The sequence below is a fragment of the Pedobacter hartonius genome (assembly GCF_900107535.1).
GTDB classification, from domain to species: Bacteria; Bacteroidota; Bacteroidia; order Sphingobacteriales; family Sphingobacteriaceae; genus Pedobacter; species Pedobacter hartonius.
In genome coordinates, this window is the sequence record NZ_FNRA01000002.1 from 289,944 (window position 1) to 310,929 (window position 20,986).

Here is a 20,986-nt window from a genome sequence, read left to right on the forward strand (position 1 = left end):
GGACAGATCAATCATATGGATTATAAATCAATTAAGACTCTTGGCGAATTAAAAGCCTCAAACTACATTTCACTAACAGTAAAAGATGAATTGCGTAAAAATCTTATTCAGCAGCTGCAAAATAAAGATGCCGGCTTTGAAGGGATTTTAGGGTACGATGAAACTGTTATTCCAGAATTACAAACGGCTATCCTGTCCAGACATAATATCCTGCTGCTTGGTCTGAGGGGGCAGGCTAAAACACGTATTGCCAGACTAATGGTCAACCTTCTGGATGAGTACATCCCATATGTGACCGGCAGCGAAATATTTGACGATCCTCTGAACCCCATTTCCTGGTTTGCACAGCGCGAGATTGAAACATATGGTGATGATACAGTGATTAGCTGGCAACACCGCTCAGACCGCTATACGGAGAAATTAGCTACTCCTGATGTAACTGTTGCCGATCTGATTGGTGATGTAGACCCGATTAAGGCCGCCACACTGAAACTTACCTACAATGATGAACGCGTAATTCACTTTGGACTGATCCCAAGAGCCCACCGCAGTATTTTCGTGATCAACGAACTTCCGGATCTTCAGGCCCGTATCCAGGTAGCACTGTTCAACATGCTTCAGGAAAAAGACATACAGATCAGAGGATTTAAATTACGCCTGCCCCTGGATGTGCAGTTCGTGTTTACCGCTAACCCTGAAGATTATACAAACAGGGGCTCTATCGTTACTCCGTTGAAAGACAGGATAGAGAGCCAGATCCTTACCCATTATCCGAAAACAATTGCGATATCAAGAAAAATAACCTTCCAGGAGGCAAAGATCACCGAATCACAAAAACTAAAGATCGAAGCCGATGGCCTGGTCAAAGATCTGGTAGAACAAGTGGCCTTTGAAGCACGTAAAAGTGAATTTATAGACCAGAAATCTGGTGTATCGGCACGTTTGACCATCTCTGCCTACGAAAACCTCATCAGCTCTGCTGAAAGGAGAATGCTGATCAACAGGGAAGAGAATACCTTTGTAAGGTTATCTGACCTGACCGGGATCATACCTGCTGTAACAGGAAAGATTGAACTGGTGTACGAAGGAGAGCTGGAAGGGCCTGCCAAAGTTGCCAATACACTCATAGGCAAAGCCATTAAAACTTTGTTCAGCCGCTATTTCCCTGATCCGGAGAAGGCAAAGAAAAGCAAAGCTGCAAATCCTTACCAGCTGATCAGCGACTGGTTTACGGATGGCAATACGCTTGATCTTGCAGATAACCTGACAGGAGCCCAGTATAAGAAAGAACTGATGCAGGTAAAAGGCCTGAATGATCTGGTCAAAAAATTCCATCCTAAGCTCAGTGCAAATCAAACGCTACTGTTAATGGAATTTGCACTGCATGGATTAGCTGAATACTCCCAGCTGAGCAAAAAATATCTTGACGGGGGCTTTGGTTTTTCAGACATGTTTGATAGCTTATTCAATACCGAGATTGGAGAAGATGACGAGGATATCGACTTCAGATAGTTAAAAAACAATTTTGCTAATTAACAGATGGGCCGATTACCCTTTCTTATCGCGGGATGCCTTTTAATTCTGGCATTCGATTATTACTTTGTTAAAGCTGCGCTCTCCGTATTTAAGAACCGGACTGAAAAGACGAGGCGCAGATTTAAACAAATATACTATGGGATAAGCCTTTTGCTCATCACAGGTATATTTGCCGGTATATTCACCAATATATTCCTCTCCTTACGTGCCGTAATCCTGGTTGCATTTTTCCTGATCACAGCGAGTAAAATGGTCATGTTATTGTTCCTTCTGACGGACGATCTGCGGAGAGGGATGATTTTCATATTCAGGAAGTTAAAAAAAGAACCGCAGGCCGCGGAAAATTCCGGCGAGATAATCAGTCGTTCTGCGTTTATCGTTAAAGCAGGGATCATTGCTGCCGCAGTGCCTATATCCTCTCTTACCTGGGGTATTGTCTCAGGTGCATACGATTACCAGGTCAGGCGTAAAACATTAATACTCCCGAATTTACCTGCAGCATTTGACGGGATTACCCTCGGTCAGATCTCAGATATCCATTCAGGAAGTTTCTATAATCCAAAAGCCGTGAGGGGCGGTGTGGAGATGCTGCTGGGCGAAAAACCCGATTTCATCTTTTTCACTGGCGATATTGTGAATGACATGGCAACGGAGATGCGCGATTATCAGGATATCTTCACTAAAGTAAAGGCCCCGCTTGGTGTTTTTTCCTCGCTGGGAAACCATGATTACGGAGATTATCATTTTGGCAGGGAGCCCTCTGCAGCTAAGGCTAAAAATCTGAGGAGTGTAATTAAAACACACGAGCTCATGGGATGGGATCTGCTGATGAATGAGCACAGGCGGTTAAAAGTTGATGGTGAAGAAATAGGAATATTGGGGATCGAGAACTGGGGGATGGGACGCTTTCCCAAATACGGAAGAATGGATCTCGCCACAAAAAATACGGATGATCTGCCCCTGAAGTTATTGTTATCCCATGATCCCTCTCACTGGCGTGCCGAAGTACTGCCAAAATATCCGCAGATCGATGCGATGTTTAGCGGGCATACCCATGGTATGCAGTTTGGTGTCCGGACTGAAAAATATCAATGGAGCCCTGTAGAATATATTTATAAAGAATGGGCCGGCCTTTACCAGGAACGGGAGCAGCAGCTCTATGTAAACGTAGGTTACGGTTTTCTTGGTTTCCCCGGAAGAGTAGGAATTCTTCCTGAGATCACAATTTTCACCCTGAAGAGAGGTGTAAGTATATAGCCCTCAGCAAGGCCATATACTATGTCTCTTCCTCACAGATTTATCCCGCATTAAAACGGTAACCTATCCCCCTTACAGTCTGCAACAACTGTGGATTATCGGGGTTCAGTTCAATTTTCTTTCTTAAACGTACAATATGCATATCCAGTGTGCGGGTATTCACATCAGAATTATATCCCCATACTACCAGCATCAGTTCATCCCTGTTGATCACCTTATTGGGGTTTCTCAGGAAATACAGGAGGATCCTGTTCTCCAGTATGGTCAGCTCAATTTTCCTTCCATTGCGGTAAAGCGTATGGATGTTTGGATGATGTTCCATATCGCCAAAACGATGGATTTCAGATCTGTCATTATTCAACAGGAATTTAACTTTGCTCTCCAGCATCGCAACCAGAACATCCATATTAAATGGTTTTGCCACATAGTCTGACACCCCAAAATTATATGCATCTATCTTATCTACATCCTGCGCCTTAGCAGTCATCATGATGATCAGGTTTTCAAAGCCCTTCTGACGCACTTCTTCGCATACCGCAGAGCCCTGCTTGCCGGGAAGCATCCAGTCCAGCAATACGATATCAGGTTTTTCTTCGAGTATCGTTTTCACAGCAAGTTCTCCATCACCGTTTTCCAGCACCTCGTAACCTTCCGATTTTAACCGGTGCACTACTAAAAATCTTAAATTTTCATCGTCTTCGACTATTAGTATTTTAATTCCTTTAGACATATATTTAATTATTATAAGGCAGTACTATTTTAAATTCTGTTCCTTTATTTACTTTACTTTTCACCGTGATCTCACCCTTCATAAAATTCACCAGTTCCTTACAAAAGGCCAGTCCCAGCCCAACACTACCATTCTGGTTATACTGGTTCTGTATGCGGTAAAACTTCTTAAATATATTATTAATTTCCGGTGTCGGAATACCAATCCCCTGGTCAATAAACCGAAATATTACTTTCCCTTTGACCAGTTTAGCCGATATATGCAGCCTCTTCAATTCTGGTGGAGAATATTTATAGGCATTCTCCACTAAATTATCAAAGAGGCTTCCCAATAACACAGGATCAGTAATAAAGGTAATGAAGCCTGAAACCTCATAAGTAACATTAAAGTCCGGGTGTTTCAGCTGATGTGACTCCACGGTACTCTCTATAAAATCTTCAATATAAATCTCGTCACGGTTCAGCTGGATCGCCTTGTTCTCGATCTGTGTGAATGCAAGCAATTTATTCATCAGTCCGTTCAGCTTGTCGGCCTCTTCATCCAGAATCTTACCATACAATTTAAGTTCCCGCTCCGTAAGCGTATTTGCACTTTTTATATTGTTTCCTGCAATCTTAATCACACTCACCGGTGTTTTAAATTCATGCGTAAGGTTATTCACAAAATCATACTGCAATTTAAACATCTTATGGTTGATATTCAAGTTTCTGTAAATCAGATAGGCTACCAGTACCAGCAGGCCATAGAACACCAGTATCACCAATGCAATAGGCAGAAAATAGCTGAGTATCTCCTGGTCGACAAAAGATTTTGCAGAAATAAAATATAATTTATAATCAGAGAAAGGGCCGGGCAGTGTGATCTCGGTTGCTACATAATCTGTCGATGTATTCAGCGGGTCATAGGTCAGCGGCTCTATCCGTATATTCTGGTATAACTTCTTCCGTGTATTGATGATTCTGATCTTGTATGGGTCAAGAAAGAAAGAAAGCATGTCCTGCTGGTAAACCGGCATGGGGTTAAGCTGCCTGTGCAGCATTTGCTTGTATACTTTAAGATCCTCTATCCGGGGAATGTTCAGGTAAGTGATTTTGTTAGACCTGATAATACTGAAATTCGTAAAAAGCTCATCCTGACTGGGCACCTTACCAGTGTCTAATGCTGCGATATAGGATATAAATTTTATGCCCAAAGCATTAAAATCGTCACCAATCGTAAAGTTCTTGGTGTTTTCCTTTGAAAAAAGCTTAACGGAATCCAATGGCACAAAGTCTCCGAACTGGTAGATGTTCTTTGGACCAAAGGAGAAATGCTTACGGGCATTCAACCCGTCCTTTACATAGAAATTATTGATCTCAGAGTCATAAAAGACAACCTTTGAAACAAAAGGATAGTCATTCAGGACAGTATCTACAAACTTAGCGGTAGTAGCAGAATCGAGATAACCATTGTAATATGATATTTCCGGTACTTTATTGGTGAAAAACTCATTATAGGGTTTAATACTTTCCTCCAGCACCTTTACTTTCTCTGATACGAACTCATTTTCAATGAATTTCTTACTGAAGTTATAGGCAAGGAAAAGTGAAAGCACAAATAAGGCAGAGATCAGAACAATAAAGGTCAGGATCAATAGAAAATTTTTACGATAGCCACTGTATCTCTCTGATGCCATGTGTTCTTTTTATCTATTTCTTTGACAGATTAGCGGATAAAAACTGCTCCAGACCAGCATATAACTCTTGCCGTACTTCTTCACCATGCGTAGAAGATTCATTATATTCCTTTTCCAGGTAAGTTACTTTTACATTCCGCTTTTGCAGCTCTTTTACAAATTGTATCACTTCCGCCGAATTACTGACAACGTCTTTCTGGCTTTGCGCAATAAATACGGGCGCTTTAAACTTGTCTGCATGAAAAACCGGAGAGGCCTGCCGCATATAATCAACTTCTGTAACCGGGTTTCCTATAATCTCATAGTACATCTGCAGATTCGTCTTCAAAAATGGAGGAATAGCCTTTAAATAACTGAATAAATTGATCACTCCTGAGTTAGATCCGCCGCATGCAAACATTCCCGGACTCGAATATAAGCTATTCAATGCAATATACCCACCAAAACCTGTACCATAAATGGCTATTCTTCTGGGGTTGGCTATTTTTTCAGCGATCAGCCACTTCACACCATCTGCAATATCATTCCCGATCTTGCCTCCCCACTGTCCGAATCCTGCAGCAGTAAATGATTTACCGTAACCCGCAGAGCCCCGGTAGTTGACCTGAAAAACAGCATATCCCCTGTTCGCCAGGAACTGAACTTCCGCGTTGTATCCCCATGAATTTCTCAGTCCCGGCCCATTATGAGGTAACACTACTACCGGCAGGTTTTCAGGTGCTTTGTTTAAAGGCAGCGTAAGGTAACCCTGAATCTTTAATCCATCACGGGCAGCATAACTTACAGGCCTCATTTTGCACATTTCTACTTCTTTAACATAGGGGTTGAAGTCGCTTAATTTCCTGATTATATCTTTATCAGCGAAATAGAGGTAATAAGAGCCCGGATTCTTATCTGTGAAAGTCCTTACAATAAAGATACTTTCGGCCTTATCCCTGCTTATCACCCTTGATTCTGTACCGGGGAGTAACTTATCCAGTTTTTTATACAATTGCCTGGCCGCACTGTCCAGGTAATACTTTTCCTTTTTCCAGGTCTCACAGACCACAAAAGAGATCCTCTTTTTTGATTCGGAGTACTGGGCATCTATAACATTTAACGTATCATCTTTAAACAGGATCTTAAGTTCTTTCCCTGTTACGCAGTCAAGCTCTACAAGTGCATTTTTATCCCTGTTTACATTGGAGATTGCATATACAATGTTAGGCCTGTCATCGGAGATGGCTATCGGTTTTAACGTTGTTTTAAAATTATTGGTGATGACAGATTTAAACACTTTACTTTCTGTATCCCTGTACAGCAGCGTTTCATTTACACCATCACTGGATGTTGCCAGCCGGAGCTTTCCCCTTGAATCCGTGATCCAGTCTGTAATATTGCCGGGGTTTTTTGCCGCCATGTCCATCCGGCCATCTCTTACATTCAACCGGTACACATCGAAAACAGTGGAATCTCTTTTATTGGAGGATACAAGCAGAAATTTATCATCAATCAGTTCGTCTTTCAAAACGTGCATCCTGCTTTTCCCATTGTCGCTGAGCTTACGTTCCTCCCCTCCATTTTTATTGATAATGAAAATATCTGAAAGCCGCTCCGCTCCGCCCTTCTCCTTATAATAAATTAGTTCATCGTTACTTACCCAGGAATAATAATTGATATTCTTTTCATCGAACTGCGTGATCTGAAGTGATTTGCCGGAGGTAAGGTCCTCTACATATAAATTCTGCCGTTTACCATCCGTTTTGAGATAGGATAGCTTCTTACCATCCGGAGATATTGCATAAAACCCCTTGTCCTGCGATTTAAAAAAATCGGCCACGGGAATTATTCTTCCTTGTTCCTTTTCCTTACAAGCAGCAAAAAGTACAATTAAGACAAGCAATAAATATCTTTTGTTTAAGATCATAGCGTACAAAAATACATAACGCGGCCTGTCCATTGGATAATACAGTAATATTGTTACTTTAAGCAATATAGCGAACTGGATTCCAAAATAGTGATATTTGGGGAATGCCGAAAATAATTGCAGGTAACAATTAAACTACGCACAATGCGATATCTTTATTAATTTAGTAAACCTAGCAGCTGCAAGCCATGAAGAAAAACTTTGTGTTCCTGGTTTTACTCTTACTGCCCGCATTAGTATTGGCCCAAACCGGTAATGATGAAGAGGCCGCTATGCAGTATTATCAGGAGGGCAACTATAAAAAAGCAGCAGAAGCACTGGAAGGTCTTTTTTCCAGGACAAAAGACGATGCTTATTTTGGCCTGTACTTTAATGCGCTCCTCAAATCAAAACAATACCCGGAAGCGGAGAAGGTAACCAAAAAATTAATCAGGCAAAACCCTGCCTCCCTGAAGTATGAAATTGCACTTGGAAGAGTCTACAAAGAGGAAGGGCAGCAGGAAAATTCAGCCAAAACATTTGATCATGTTGTCAGTAATCTTCCTAAGGATGAGACCGTCATACGGGAGATTGCGAATAATCTCTACCAGATAGAAGAATATGATGTCGCCATTAAGGTTTTCCAGCAGGGCCGGAAAACCCTGGGCAACGAGCAAGCTTTCATCTTTGAACTTTTAAGCCTGTACCGGTATAAAAAAGACAAGGCCATGCTTGTCCAGGAGTTCCTGAATGCGCTCGGCTCCACGCCTCAGATGCTCCCCCAGGCACAGACCGTTCTCTCTTCGGTGTTTGAAGGAAATTCTGACTATCTGAACCTTCAGAATACACTGTTTAAAAAAATTCAGATAGAACCCGAAAATGAATCCTACACCAGGCTGCTGATCTGGCAATACCTGCAGCAGCAGGAATATGATATGGCGTTGAGGCAACTGATTGCGCAGGATAAAAGAACCAGGGCCGATGGGACCGCCCTGTTTGAAAACGCACAGGTATTTACTTCCAATAAGGCATATGATACTGCTATCAAAGCCTACGATTACCTGGTAACAAAAGGAAAAGACAATCCATATTACCTTCCTTCAAGACTAGCTGCAGTTGACGCCCGGTACCAGTCACTTTTACTTGGTAAAAATAACGAGGCGGAAGTCGTCGCACTGGCCAGTCAGTATCAGGCTATCATAGATGAATATGGTAAAAATTCCAGGACCCTTTTTGCGATGAGAAAATTGGCCACTATTGAGGCCTATTATCTTCATCATCTGGAAAAGGCAGAGGAAGCTCTGGAGACGGCCGTAAAGATACCCGGTATTTCAGCGGCAGAAATGGCAGAGCTGAAACTGGAACTGGGTGATGTCTATGTCCTCACCGGACAACCCTGGGAGGCGATCCTGGTGTATGGACAGGTGGCCAAAGATTACGAAAATCAGAATATAGGAAACGAGGCAAAATACCGGTCCGCAAGATTGTCTTTTTTTCAGGGCAACTTTAGCTATGCAAAGTCGCAGGCCGATGTACTCAAGGCCTCCACCACACAACTCATTGCCAATGATGCACTAAATCTTAGCCTGCTCATTTCTGACCACCTCGAAACCGCTGCAGATACACTTGCGCTGAAACTTTATGCTTCAGCTGAGCTAATGCAGTTCAGGAACAATTCAAAGGCAGCGCTGGATAAACTTGACAGCATTTCTGTCCTTTATCCCCAAAACAGGCTGGCCGATGATATTCTCATGGCTAAATCCCGGATTTATATGAAAAGCGGGGATTTTAACAAATCAGCAGCCCTGCTAAAAGAATTGATTGCCCATCCTCAGCAAAACATCTGGACTGACGATGCGCTCTTTATCCTTGCAGGATTGTATGAAGAACATCTGCACGAACCTGAACAAGCTAAAATATTATATCAACGCTTAATCACGGATTTCCCGGGAAGTATGTTTACAGCTGAAGCACGTAAACATTTCAGGAAACTTCGCGGGGATAATATTGAATCATAGTTTATATCTTTGTTTCATGTTATTATACAACGTGACCATCATCATAGAAGATGCTTCTGCGGAAGCATGGCTTAACTGGATGCAGGAAGAACATATCCCGGAGGTAATGGCCACCGGAATGTTTGTTTCCAACAGACTATTGCAAGTGGTAGACTCCCCTAACGAAGGCGTAACATATTGCATTCAGTACGTAACTCAGTCCATGGAAGACTACGATACCTACCAGCAACTGTTTGCGCCCGCTCTGCAGGAAGATTTAAATACTAAATTCAGGGATAAATTCGTTTCCTTCAGAACCCTTATGGAATATATAGATTAATGATATGAATTTTATACAGACACCTATTGCCGATCTTTTCATTATCGAACCTAAGGTTTGGAAAGATAACCGCGGCTATTTTTACGAAAGCTTTAGCGGCCGGGCCTTCACCGAAGCCGGTATCCAGGCCAATTTTGTTCAGGACAACCAGTCATTCTCTCAAAAAGGGACATTACGCGGCCTCCATGCACAGAAAGATCCTTTTGCCCAGGGTAAACTCGTTCGGGTAATCCAGGGCAGCGTACTTGACGTTGCCGTTGACGCAAGAAAGGCATCCCCTACCTACGGCCAGCACTTCAGCATTGAGCTTAGCGGCGAAAACCATAAACAACTGTGGGTGCCGCCAGGCTTTCTGCATGGCTTTTTAACGCTGGAAGACGACACCATTTTCACCTATAAAGTGACAAACTACTATGATAAAGAATCTGAAGTAGGTGTGATTTGGAATGATCAGGACCTGAACATCAACTGGGTTGCAGATATCAGCAAGGAAGACCTTCTGTTATCAGATAAAGATTTGATTCTTCCTGCTTTTAAAGATTTTGTAAGCCCTTTTTAATATTATTTCGAAAATGATGACCTTTCTCCAATGGTAAAGGATCATCTGAATTTAAATTCGGTTATAGGGTATTCAGTCTGCATTGATTCGTTTCGCGAAAGAACGACAAGGGCTGAATATCCTATAACCGAATTTTATTAGATTTTTCGGGGGATGACCTAAACCAATGTGTTAACCAGCCGCGAAGACAAATTGTCAAGTTATCCTGACATCGGTTCCGTTCCTGTCTGAACCATGCCTAAAGCTCCATGCTACGGATGATCTTAAAAAAAATGCTTAGCTGTTTCGATGCCTTCTGGCGCGCTTCAGCGGCAGGCAGCATTGAAACAGCTAAGCATTTTTTTCAGCGAGGCCAGGAAATCTCCCTTAACTATTGTTTAATCAAATTATACAGCTCATCCAGCTTGGGCGACAGGACAATTTCAATCCTCCTGTTCTTGCTGCGTCCATCAGGAGTAGTATTGGCTTCCAATGGCTGAAACTCTCCTTTACCGGTTGCCGTTAACCTTATTCCAGGTACTTTTTCTGTTTCCGTCAGGAACCTTACCACCGAAGTAGAACGCAAAACACTCAGGTCCCAGTTGTCTTTAATCTGTCCCAGGTTATTAATCTTCTGCGAGTCGGTATGTCCTTCAACGGCAATGATGATCTCAGGCTGTTCTTTTAAGACTTTTGCCAGTTGTGACAATGCTTGTTTACCTTTTTCATCAATGATGATACTTCCTGAAGGGAACAACAGTTTATCTGTCAGCGATACATAAACCTTACCGTTCTTCATTTCTACGGTTAAGCCACTCTTGGTAAAACCAAGCAGGGCCTCCTGCAATTTCTCTTTCAGCTTGTTTGAAGCCTCATCACGCTTGCGTAACACATCCTCTACTTCTTTCAAACGTTGTTCCCGCTTTTTAAGGTCATCAGACAGTTTGCTGATCGCCGTTGAGCTATTACTCTTTAACTTGCTATAATTGCCGCTCATCGCATCGTATTTACCCTGAAGCTCATTTAAACGTCCGTTCAGATCGGCCGTATCCCGTTTTAACTTTGCTACTGTTTTCTCCAGGTTTCCGCCAGAAAGCTGAGATTCAGACCAGCCGTTGTTCAATGAGTCCTGTCTGGCCAGTAAAGCCTTATATTTTTTTGGAGATAAGATAACGCAGGAGCTAAATGCACTGCCCAGTAAAACAATGGCCAAAAACAAAATGATTCTCTTCATGATTAGTGTACTACGGCTCTTTTCAAAAACTGAACAAAGGGATAAATGCCCTCAAAGGCCTTTTTTAAATGGTTAACAATTGATGGTGTAAATAATTCTTCATCGCTGATGGGAAATGTGGCAATAAAGCTCTTGAGCTTCAGCAGATCAATCTGAGGGTGCTGCGGATCGTAACCCTTAGGTGCCTTCTTTAACGTATCTTCTTTACTCAAAGTAAACAGCGACACAAAATTCTCTGCTTTGATGATCTCCAGAAATTCGGAGGTATTGTAATCAATTTCCTCCCTGATGTTTTTAAGATCGGGGGCTTCAGGCATCCAGTATCCCGCTGCAAAGTACGATTTCCCCGGCTGCAGATGCAGATAATATTCCGGCCCATGGCTGTTTTTTACAGAAAAAGAGATACCGTAATTATTCTTATAGGGATTTTTGTTCTTACTGAACCGGATATCCCTGTAAATCCGCATCAGGCACTTCTTTGCTTGGGTTTCTATCGGGAACTCAGAATCAACGGCATACAATACCGGAATCAGTTCTTCTACAAAGCTGAGTACATCGGCCTTAGCTATTTCGTAACGGTCTTTATTTTGGGCAAACCATTCACGGTTATTATTCTCTACTATTTCTGTTAAAAAAGCCAGTGTTTCTCGCTTAATCATGGTGTATCGTAATAGGCGTTATAACTAATTTTCGGCGAGAGCCAGTGTAATAAAATGACGCGGGAGTAACGGTAGTTAAAAGGCGAAAGAATAAAGCTCATCCCAAAGATCACTCCCACATAGAGCCACAAAGAATCAAAATCAAGATTGCCACCGGAAAGAATATAGGTAGCAATACCAGTAGTGATCATTTGTATTACGTTCATGGCATAGCTCACATACATTGCAGCATAAAAATACCCCGGTTCAATTTCAAAACGCTGACCGCAGTGCCCACAGGTTTCATTCGTGTGCTGAATATCGAAGCCGTATAAACTACCCGTAAAAATATCGCCCCTGCGGCAATGAGGGCACTTTCCATGAACTATCGCGTATAGTTTCGAAGTTTTCTCCATCGCTCCTGAAAGCTATGAAGTTTTAGAGGTATTCGCATTGCGGTACCTTTTATACCATAAGACACCCAGGGCAGCTATCATCAGATAGGGAATAGCCATGAGGTAAAGTACACCGGAGTTGATTCCCTTGGCCTGAGTATTGCCATTTTTAACTCCCTGTTCTGCATTTATGGTACACATCGCACATTGTGCAGATGCATTGGTGATTCCTGTACCAGCGAACACGGCAATAAAGAGAAGGATTATCAAGAAGGCCTTTTTCATTTGCTTAAAATTATTTTAATGATGATGATGTTTGCTTCAGATCAGGACAAATACACCATATCGTTGTGCTACAAATATACTGATTAAACGAATAACGCAAATGCTAATTGCATAAGCCTTATGTAAAAAGGTTATTCAGCTGGTTTTAAAAGTTATAATACGGAACAATCATCAGGTAAACGATCACACCCGTAACCGCCACATATAACCACACAGGATAAGCCCATCTTACGATCTTACGGTGACGCTCGATCTGCATGCTGAACCCCCGCAGAAAACTGATCAGGATTAACGGAAGGACGATCACGGCCAGCATAATATGGGTGATCAGGATAACGAAATAGATCATACGTGATGCCCCTACGCGCGCCAGCTCAGCAGCAGAGAGAATTCCGTTGTGATCAATATCCCCATACCGCGTATCTTTCTCATACAGGTGGAAGAGAATGTAGAAAACAAGAAATAAAGCCGACAGTATAAAGGTGATCACATTGGTGATCTTATGTGCCTGGATATTTTTACGTTTAATAAAGATCAGCGAGAGAATAAGCAATACCGAACAGACTGCATTGATACCTCCGATTAAATGAGGCAGTATATAAATAAAAGAAGGTTTGGTTGCAGGTGGCGGTACTATTTTTAATACAATTACTACAACCAGGACTATGGCCGTCACTATCCAGATCAGGCGCAGGAAAAATTTGTCATTTAAATTCATTTGTGTCTTTTATATAGATGAAATCTCATCCGTTAATCTTAGTTGAAGCTAATCACCATCTTTAGCTGTCCTGGCACGTAACTCTTCAGCAACAAGTACCTTTACCTCATCATTCAGTTTGGAAAGTGCTTCCTGGTTTGTTGCATCATAATATCCCCTGATACGGTGCTGAGGATCAAGCAAAACAAAGAGGTTGCTATAGATGAACTTGCGCGCTCCTTTGTCAAATTCCTGGTGGGCATCAACAAACAGCCCCTTATTGATCCAGTTGTAAACAGCAGTACTGTCACCGGTCAGCAAATCCCATTTGCCGGCCTTGGCACCCAGTTTGGCTGCATAGGGTTTTAAGTCAGCCGGACGGTCTGTAGTCGGGTCTATACTTAGTCCAACCAGCCTGATCATCACATTGGTTCCATAACTCTGCAGATAAGCGCCCATTGCTTTATTGGCAAACTCAACCGCATAATTATTTCCTTTGGTATAGAACAGGTTCAGTACAATGATCCTTCCCCTGTAATTGCTCCAGCCTAAGGTATCTGCCAGCTGGTTTACAAATTTAAAGTCGGGCAGTTTATGATATATCGTATCAGGGATCTTCTTTCCGTGAAAAGTATGGAAAGTTGACGCTACAGCCTTAGGACCAAAAAAAGGTAATGGTTTATACCTGTTTTTACCCTGGTGAACAAGCTCATAATATAAAAATCCCGGTACCGCTAAAATGGCTACCAGGATTAATACTTTTTTTATTGGGGCAAGCTTCATGAATGAAGTGTCATATGTACGTGCAGGTAACCGCCCTCAATTAACATCAGGGTAATAAAGTAGATGATAAAAATGAATGCAAGACCCAATGACAATTTCAAACCTGTTTTCTCAAACTTCAGGTGCATAAAGAAAGCAACAATGTAATACGCTTTCAATAACGTCAGTAAAATATATGCGATGTTACCAGCGGTACGCGGAACCAGTTCCTTTGGCAAGATAACCAGTGCTATGATAAATTCAACTACAGTTATTCCCAATAAAATAAAGAATACCTGCCAGATCTTTGATTTACTTAAGCCTGCATGCTCATCATGATCATGCTCTTCTGTAGTGTGTATGTGTTGTTCAGACATAATATATTTATAAGGAAATTAAACTAAATAGAAGAAGGTAAATACGAATACCCATACCAAATCAACAAAGTGCCAGTAAAGACCTACTTTTTCAACCATCAGATAGTGTCCGCGTTTTTCAAAAGTACCATTAATGGTCATGCATAAAATGATGATATTGATGATAACCCCACTAAAAACGTGAAATCCGTGGAAGCCTGTGATCGTGAAGAACAAGTTAGCAAACTGCTGTGCTGCAACGTTGGATACGGGTCCTGTAAAGAACTCCTGTAATTTCTCTGCATCAGGAATAGACCCCCACCAGAAACCTTCGTGGTGAAGGTGAGTCCATTCCAAAGCCTGACAGCCAAGGAACATAAATCCACCGATGATCGTAGCGATCATCCAGCCCACAACCTGACTTTTAGCACGTCTGTGACCAGCCTCAACGGCCAAGACCATAGTTACCGAACTCATGATCAGGATAAAGGTCATGATACCTACAAACACAAGCGGTGCACCTGAATCCTTAATACCGGGAATAGACTGGAATACCAGATCCGGATTGGGCCAGGTAGTTTTTGAAAAACGTTGCGCTCCGTAATAAACTAATAGCGAAGAGAAGGTAAACGCATCAGATAGCAAGAAAAACCACATCATTAGTTTTCCATATTCTATCGACCATGGTGAACGGCCGCCACTCCATGGAGTAGTCTTTACCTGATCTAATTGTGATAATGAATCCATTTTGAAAATTGTAATAGTTTGTTAAAAAGTCTAACTGTTCAAAAGTAAAAAAACATAGAGATATATCCATAATATATCTATAAAATGCCAAAATATAGAAGCTATTTCTATGCGGTATACCGCTTTTTGTACCGGGACATTGCTATAAGCGCCGAAAAGGCTGATAGAAATGAAACAAAGACCGGCAAAAATATGCAGCAGGTGCATACCGGAAACGATGTAGATCAAAGAAATTGCAGCATTGTTGTTCACCAGCGTTGCTCCTGTCTGATACAGGGCAGACCAGGCGCCTACCTGAAGATAAGCAAATGTTACACCGAGGATCAGCGTAAGCCAGAGAAATACTTTCTGTGACTGAACATTCTGATTACGCACGGCCTTAGCTGCAAAGAACAAACAGATACTGCTCAATACCAGCACCGCTGTACTGTACATAAAGACGTCAGGAAGCACTAATCCATGCCCTTTACCTTTTGATGCCGCAAACACAATATAATAACTTGTAAATCCCCCGAACATGATTGTTGAGGAAACCACAAACAGCCAAAGTATAAACTTTTTGGCTTTCAATGAAGGTGGAACTTCTGGCTCCAGCTCTCCCTGGTTTAATGTATGTACCATATTAAAAACTTTATTTACCTATAAAATCAAACAACAAAATCAACTGCACCAGTGGTATATAAAAGAACGAACAGAACATCACCTTACGTGCGCTCCCAATATCCTGTTTTACCAAAAGTTTAAATGCCAGCCATGCAAATACAAGACCTGCTATGACAGAAAATCCTGCGATGTAATAACCGCCAAAATTGTAAATAGTTGGCAGTAAACTGACAGGAATCAAAATCAATGTACTCAGAAAGACAAAGCCTGCACTGATCTTATCTCTTTCCTTTGTCGGCAGTAACCTGAAGCCTGCCTTTTTATAATCATCATCCAGCACCCAGGCTATCGCCCAGAAGTGAGGGAACTGCCATACAAACTGAATCAGGAACAATATCCCTGCAATTTCATAATCAACCGGGAGAAAGTGACGTGTATGCCCCAGTGCTGCCAGATATCCGATCAGCGGAGGCAATGCTCCCGGTATAGCCCCTACAAATACTGCTATAGGTGATTTTCTTTTTAAAGGAGTATATACAAATGCATATAATAAAATGGAAAAAACAGACAATAGCCCGGTCTCCAGGTTCAGCTTACCCAATAACCAGGTGCCCAGCATTCCCATGATCAGTCCCATCACCAAACCCTGTCCGGTAGTCATCCTTCCGGCAGGCATGGGTCGGTCCATCGTGCGGGTCATTAATTTATCCAGGTCAACTTCAATGATCTCGTTAAAACAATTGGCAGCAGCGGTAACCAAAAAGCCACCGGCCACCAGGATACCCCAGTTCCCCCAGTCAATACCCGGAATCTCTCCGCGCGCCACCTGCATCCTTGAACCAATTAAAAAAGTAATTGATGCAGAGAAAACAACCAGGAAAGTAAGCCTGAATTTGATGAGTTTAGATAGATCTGAGAAAAATAACTTCAATTCTTATGTATTTAATATTACTGATTATAAGTATTTGTTCTGTAAACCAACAGGTAAAGATAAAACTGGAGGGTAAACAAGACTGTTGAGAACACTAAATGTATAACCTGAGCGAAAGGCGGCATTGCAAAGTTAGACAATAATAGTCCACTTGCAATCTGTATAAGTAAAACCAGCACTATTGAGTTTCCCAGTCTCAGCTCCGTTGCCTTACCACCAAACCTGTTCATCACGATCTGGTAAATGAACACATTGACCACCGCTACAAAGATCGCGAGATCGCGGTGCCAGGAGAACACTTTCCCTGTTCCGTTAACCCAGGTCTGGCGCTCCTGGTAAAGCAGCTTCCTGGACAGGGCATCAATAGCCTCCCTTACTTCCGTACCCAATGTGATCTGCATTACGCTAAGCACAATGGCCACAACAATCAACACCTTCAGCCAGATCACCTTTGACATGATCACAGTATCCTGTTTGTATAGCGTATGGGTATAATAATACGTGTACACCAGGATCGCCAGAATCAGGAGGGCGAGCAGCATGTGAAGTGTGACTATCCAGGCCAGCAGGTTTGTAGATACCACGATAGAACCTAACCAGCCCTGAAATCCTACCACAAACAGGTTAACAATACTTAATATGATCACTCTCTTCGCCTTTTTACGGTACACAAAAGACATCACTGTCAGCGCCAGTAATAAGAATCCTGTAGCCGCACCGGTAAGCCTGTTGATATATTCAGTGTAGGTCTTCGCTACATTAAATGTTTCAGGTACAGTGATCGACTGATCATGACGGATACTATCCGCTACGTCACTCTTTCCCATCTTATCCAGCAGCCTGGCAAAACGTTCATTTTTCTTCAGCCTCCCGGCCACATACTTCTCCTTATAATCCTTTGGCAGCTGATCAACAGAAGTCGGGGGAATATACTGATCAAAACATTTAGGCCAATCCGGGCAACCCATACCAGAACCGGTGCTCCGTACTACGCCACCCGCAAGGATGAGCACTAACGTCACGATAATTGTAATCAGGTTTAGCCGGATAAATCTATGTTCAGATTTAGGAACCATTAGTATATTTATGTTAAAAAAAATGAGGTTACTGATCTAAGTATATACTCAGGGCAGGTAACCTCATTGTATATTGTAAAGAACGATTTTAGTGAAAATGCACGTCAGCTTTTTCAGGGGCATTCTTTGCATCCCACTCTCTCTGGATACGCTCAGATTCAGCGTTACCTTCAAAATCGTGCGGCATGTTCGAAAGCATGGTCTCAGAATAAGGAACCGTTTGAGGGATAAAGTCTTCCTCAGCACCTGGCTTACTGTAATCATATGGCCAGCGGTGTACTGTAGGAATTTCTCCCGGCCAGTTACCGTGAATATGCTCAACAGGTGTAGTCCACTCCAGTGTGTTGGCTTCCCATGGATTCTGTGTAGCTTTTTTACCGAAGAAAATCGAATAGAAGAAGTTAAACAGGAAGGCTACCTGAGCCAGTGCTGCAACAATTGCAGACCAGGTTACAAATATGTTTACTGTCACCCATTTTTGCATGAACTCAAATTCGGTGAAGGCATAATAACGTCTTGGCACACCATCAAGTCCTAAGAAGTGCAGCGGGAAGAACACCAGGTAAGCACATACAAAGGTAACCCAGAAGTGCAGGTATCCCAGTTTGGCATTCATCATTCTTCCGAACATTTTCGGATACCAGTGATAAACACCTGCAAGCATACCAAAGATAGCAGCCGATCCCATTACAAGGTGGAAGTGGGCCACTACGAAATACGTATCATGCAAGTTGATATCCAGTGAAGCATTACCCAGGAAGATACCGGTTAAACCACCTGAAATAAAGAATGAAACCATACCGATCGCACATAACATCGCAGGAGTGAACCTGATGTTACCGCGCCACAGTGTAGCCAGATAGTTGAAAGTTTTAACAGCCGAAGGAACCGCAATAATCAGTGTTGTGATCATAAACACACCACCCAGCAGCGGATTCATCCCTGTCACGAACATATGGTGACCCCATACAATAAATGACAGAACCGTAATACCAATCAATGAGTAAACCATCGCATGGTAACCGAAAATTGGCTTTCTTGAATTCACAGAGATCACCTCTGATGAAATACCCAGGGCAGGCATAATTACAATATAAACCTCAGGGTGACCCAGGAACCAGAATAAATGCTCCCATAAGATTGGGGAACCACCTTCATTTGGTAACACCTGGCTACCCATTACAATATCAGATAAATAGAAACTTGTTCCAAAACTACGGTCAAAGATCAATAGTACCACACCTGCTACCAGAACAGGGAAAGATAACACACCCAGTATTGCAGTCAGGAAGAAAGCCCAGATCGTTAAAGGCATTTTCCAAAGGTCCATACCTTTGGTACGCATGTTTAAAACAGTACTTACATAGTTGATACCGCCCATCAGCTGCGAAACAACGAACAATACCATACTTGCCAGCCACAACGTCATTCCCAGCCCTGATCCGGAGATCGCTTTGGGTAAAGCAGACAGTGGAGGGTAAATCGTCCATCCGGCACTTGCAGGCCCTGTCTGGATGAAGAATGAACTCATCATAATGATACAGGCAGTAAAGAAGAACCAGTAAGAAAGCATATTCATGAATGGCGAGGCCATATCACGTACTCCGAGCTGAAGCGGTATCAGTAAGTTACTGAACGTACCGCTTAATCCTGCAGTCAATACAAAGAATACCATGATCGTACCATGTATCGTTACGAGGGCAAGATAAAAATCAGGTTTGATCCTTCCGCCTTCTGCCCATTTTCCAAGAAATGTTTCCAGAATAGGGAAACTTTTGTCCGGCCAGGCCAGCTGAATACGGAATAAGATAGACAATCCCATTGCAATAACAGCCATAACGATACCAGTTATTAAAAACTGTTTAGCGATCATCTTGTGATCCTGGCTAAATACGTACTTCGTTATAAAAGATTGTTCGTGGTGACCATGATCGTGATCGTCATGGTGCCCGTTGTTATGTGTATCGTGTAATGTTATAGTTGACATAATGCGCTATTCCAGTATAATTATTTTTTTAAAGCCGGTTTATTCATTGCTACAGCAGACGAGTCCTTTGCAGGTGTAGCTGTGCTATCAGCAGGTGCCGATGCTGGTGCTGCTCCCGCCGCTGGTTCAGGTACGATTGGCAAATTGAATTGTTTTCTCAAATCGTTATTAATAAACTTAGGTTGTTTAACTATCCAGGCATCGTACTCCGCCTGAGAAACAACTCTAACAACCTTCTGCATATTGTAGTGCCCAGATCCGCAAATTTTTGAGCAATAAAAAAGGAATTTAAACGCCGGGTCATTTACCTTGGTCTGCATATCAGCAGTAGTGATGGTCGGTGTAAATTCAAAATATGAGGTCATGCCCGGAACAGTATTCAGCTGAACCCTGAAGTGTGGCATATAAAAACTATGTACAACATCCTTACTGGTCAGGATTAGTCTTACCGGTTTGTTCACAGGAATAACCATCTCATCAGCGTTCTGATCGTCAAGGTTGTTTTTGTCTTTAAAATCCATACCCAGACCGTTGGTTCCTGTAATCAGTTTATAATTTTTCAAACCAACTACACCATCAGCACCAGGATAACGGATCGTCCACAGGAATTGCTGAGAAGTGATCTCAATACTCAGGGGCTTGTTGTTAGGATCATCTACTTTATAAAAGATAGATCTCCATGTTAAAAAGCCCATCAGTACCAATACGGTAAGCACCAATGCAGGAACAATTGTCCAGATACGCTCCAAAGCATTGTTGTGCGGGTAATAATAAGCTTTTCTTTTTCCTGAGTTTCTGTAGTAGAAAGAAAAAAGGAATAATGTGATATGCGTTCCGATGAATACAATGGTGGTCAGGATCAGTGTGATGTTAAACATCGAGTCGATCTTTTTACCGTGCTCAGAAGCTGCATCAGGAAGGATCATATTTCCGTGAACAGTATATTCGAAATAAACACCTGCTAAACCAGCAATTAAGAAAAGGACGAATATAATACCGTTAACAGTGTTCCAGTTGATACTGTCAGGTTTATCCTGCGCTTCACGTGTCAGTTCATATACCCTGATTGCTTTTCCTACTATTGCTATAAATAAACAAAGCAGTAAAAATAACATGGCATAAAAAGCAACCGATTTATAGATCGGAAACATATCAATCGGTTTCGGGGCGGCTGTAGCGGCGCCGGCGGCTGCTTCCTGTGCAAATGCGCTGGTATTTGCAAACACAGTAACGAGTACTGCAAGGGCCGCCATTGTCTTATTGCTTATAAATTTTCTTAAACTCATTTTCTTAAAAGTAGTACGATGTACTTCTACT

At 42.2% G+C, this 20,986-nt stretch carries 21 protein-coding genes; 5 read left to right on the forward strand and 16 right to left on the reverse strand.

The window, feature by feature from the left end:
• Nucleotides 1-15: 15 nt before the first annotated feature.
• Together BLW16_RS04780 and BLW16_RS04785 are read left to right on the forward strand one after the other, a co-directional pair.
• Complete coding sequence (locus BLW16_RS04780; RefSeq protein ID WP_090555426.1) at nucleotides 16-1,512, forward strand: sigma 54-interacting transcriptional regulator; 1,497 nt, start codon at nucleotides 16-18, stop codon at nucleotides 1,510-1,512.
• Between the two features lie 27 nt (nucleotides 1,513-1,539).
• Entirely contained in the window at nucleotides 1,540-2,793 is a 1,254-nt protein-coding gene (locus tag BLW16_RS04785; RefSeq protein ID WP_090555427.1) for a metallophosphoesterase, read from the forward strand.
• A gap of 40 nt (nucleotides 2,794-2,833) precedes the next feature.
• Here the strand turns inward: BLW16_RS04785 and BLW16_RS04790 are convergent, their stop codons facing one another.
• Genes BLW16_RS04790 through BLW16_RS04800 form a run of 3 tightly spaced genes read right to left on the reverse strand, consistent with a single transcriptional unit; the run spans nucleotide 2,834 to nucleotide 7,104 of the window.
• Nucleotides 2,834-3,523 carry a response regulator transcription factor gene (locus BLW16_RS04790; RefSeq protein ID WP_090555428.1) on the reverse strand — a complete coding sequence of 230 codons (690 nt, stop codon included), beginning with the start codon at nucleotides 3,521-3,523 and terminating at the stop codon, nucleotides 2,834-2,836.
• Between the two features lie 4 nt (nucleotides 3,524-3,527).
• On the reverse strand, nucleotides 3,528-5,198 hold the full coding sequence (locus BLW16_RS04795; protein ID WP_090555429.1) for a sensor histidine kinase: 1,671 nt from the start codon (nucleotides 5,196-5,198) through the stop codon (nucleotides 3,528-3,530).
• Between the two features lie 13 nt (nucleotides 5,199-5,211).
• The gene (locus BLW16_RS04800) at nucleotides 5,212-7,104 is read right to left on the reverse strand and encodes a S9 family peptidase (RefSeq protein WP_090555669.1); all 1,893 of its coding nucleotides are present in this window, start codon (nucleotides 7,102-7,104) and stop codon (nucleotides 5,212-5,214) included.
• A gap of 188 nt (nucleotides 7,105-7,292) precedes the next feature.
• On the opposite strand from BLW16_RS04800, the gene BLW16_RS04805 reads away from it, so the two are divergent.
• From BLW16_RS04805 to rfbC, 3 genes are read left to right on the forward strand one after another with little or no spacing between them, the layout of a single operon-like run.
• Nucleotides 7,293-9,101, forward strand: coding sequence for a tetratricopeptide repeat protein (locus BLW16_RS04805; RefSeq protein ID WP_090555430.1), 1,809 nt, complete (start codon nucleotides 7,293-7,295; stop codon nucleotides 9,099-9,101).
• Nucleotides 9,102-9,117: 16 nt separating this feature from the next.
• Nucleotides 9,118-9,420, forward strand: a complete 303-nt coding sequence (locus BLW16_RS04810) for a DUF4286 family protein (RefSeq protein WP_090555431.1) — start codon at nucleotides 9,118-9,120, stop codon at nucleotides 9,418-9,420.
• 4 nt (nucleotides 9,421-9,424) lie between these two features.
• Entirely contained in the window at nucleotides 9,425-9,979 is a 555-nt protein-coding gene (gene rfbC, locus BLW16_RS04815) for a dTDP-4-dehydrorhamnose 3,5-epimerase (RefSeq protein WP_090555432.1), read from the forward strand.
• 370 nt (nucleotides 9,980-10,349) lie between these two features.
• On the opposite strand, the gene BLW16_RS04820 is transcribed toward rfbC, so the two are convergent.
• The 13 genes from BLW16_RS04820 to BLW16_RS04880 all read right to left on the reverse strand — a co-directional run bounded on the left by BLW16_RS04820 (nucleotide 10,350) and on the right by BLW16_RS04880 (nucleotide 20,955).
• Nucleotides 10,350-11,192 (reverse strand): OmpA/MotB family protein, encoded by an 843-nt coding sequence (locus BLW16_RS04820; RefSeq protein WP_090555433.1) that lies wholly within the window; start codon nucleotides 11,190-11,192, stop codon nucleotides 10,350-10,352.
• Between the two features lie 2 nt (nucleotides 11,193-11,194).
• Nucleotides 11,195-11,851 (reverse strand): DUF2461 domain-containing protein, encoded by a 657-nt coding sequence (locus tag BLW16_RS04825; RefSeq protein ID WP_090555434.1) that lies wholly within the window; start codon nucleotides 11,849-11,851, stop codon nucleotides 11,195-11,197.
• The gene (locus BLW16_RS04830) at nucleotides 11,848-12,246 is read right to left on the reverse strand and encodes a DUF983 domain-containing protein (protein ID WP_090555435.1); all 399 of its coding nucleotides are present in this window, start codon (nucleotides 12,244-12,246) and stop codon (nucleotides 11,848-11,850) included. Before BLW16_RS04830 ends, BLW16_RS04825 begins: the two co-directional genes overlap by 4 nt.
• A 12-nt stretch (nucleotides 12,247-12,258) precedes the next feature.
• Nucleotides 12,259-12,510: a hypothetical protein gene (locus BLW16_RS04835; RefSeq protein WP_090555436.1), complete on the reverse strand. Its 252-nt coding sequence runs from the start codon at nucleotides 12,508-12,510 to the stop codon at nucleotides 12,259-12,261.
• Between the two features lie 145 nt (nucleotides 12,511-12,655).
• On the reverse strand, nucleotides 12,656-13,228 hold the full coding sequence (locus BLW16_RS04840) for a DUF420 domain-containing protein (RefSeq protein ID WP_090555437.1): 573 nt from the start codon (nucleotides 13,226-13,228) through the stop codon (nucleotides 12,656-12,658).
• A 48-nt stretch (nucleotides 13,229-13,276) separates the two neighbouring features.
• The gene (locus BLW16_RS04845; RefSeq protein ID WP_090555438.1) at nucleotides 13,277-13,990 is read right to left on the reverse strand and encodes an SCO family protein; all 714 of its coding nucleotides are present in this window, start codon (nucleotides 13,988-13,990) and stop codon (nucleotides 13,277-13,279) included.
• Nucleotides 13,987-14,346 carry a cytochrome C oxidase subunit IV family protein gene (locus BLW16_RS04850; RefSeq protein ID WP_090555439.1) on the reverse strand — a complete coding sequence of 120 codons (360 nt, stop codon included), beginning with the start codon at nucleotides 14,344-14,346 and terminating at the stop codon, nucleotides 13,987-13,989. Before BLW16_RS04850 ends, BLW16_RS04845 begins: the two co-directional genes overlap by 4 nt.
• Before the next feature lie 18 nt (nucleotides 14,347-14,364).
• A complete protein-coding gene (locus BLW16_RS04855) occupies nucleotides 14,365-15,072 on the reverse strand; it encodes a cytochrome c oxidase subunit 3 (RefSeq protein ID WP_090555440.1) in 708 nt (235 codons plus the stop codon).
• A 30-nt stretch (nucleotides 15,073-15,102) separates the two neighbouring features.
• Complete coding sequence (locus BLW16_RS04860) at nucleotides 15,103-15,693, reverse strand: cytochrome c oxidase subunit 3 (RefSeq protein ID WP_090555441.1); 591 nt, start codon at nucleotides 15,691-15,693, stop codon at nucleotides 15,103-15,105.
• A 10-nt stretch (nucleotides 15,694-15,703) separates the two neighbouring features.
• Nucleotides 15,704-16,606, reverse strand: a complete 903-nt coding sequence (gene cyoE / locus BLW16_RS04865) for a heme o synthase (RefSeq protein WP_090555442.1) — start codon at nucleotides 16,604-16,606, stop codon at nucleotides 15,704-15,706.
• Nucleotides 16,607-16,623: 17 nt separating this feature from the next.
• Nucleotides 16,624-17,682 carry a COX15/CtaA family protein gene (locus tag BLW16_RS04870; RefSeq protein WP_090555443.1) on the reverse strand — a complete coding sequence of 353 codons (1,059 nt, stop codon included), beginning with the start codon at nucleotides 17,680-17,682 and terminating at the stop codon, nucleotides 16,624-16,626.
• An 88-nt stretch (nucleotides 17,683-17,770) separates the two neighbouring features.
• Nucleotides 17,771-19,669, reverse strand: coding sequence for a cytochrome c oxidase subunit I (locus BLW16_RS04875; RefSeq protein WP_175470478.1), 1,899 nt, complete (start codon nucleotides 19,667-19,669; stop codon nucleotides 17,771-17,773).
• Between the two features lie 20 nt (nucleotides 19,670-19,689).
• A complete protein-coding gene (locus BLW16_RS04880; protein WP_090555445.1) occupies nucleotides 19,690-20,955 on the reverse strand; it encodes a cytochrome c oxidase subunit II in 1,266 nt (421 codons plus the stop codon).
• Nucleotides 20,956-20,986 lie beyond the last annotated feature (31 nt).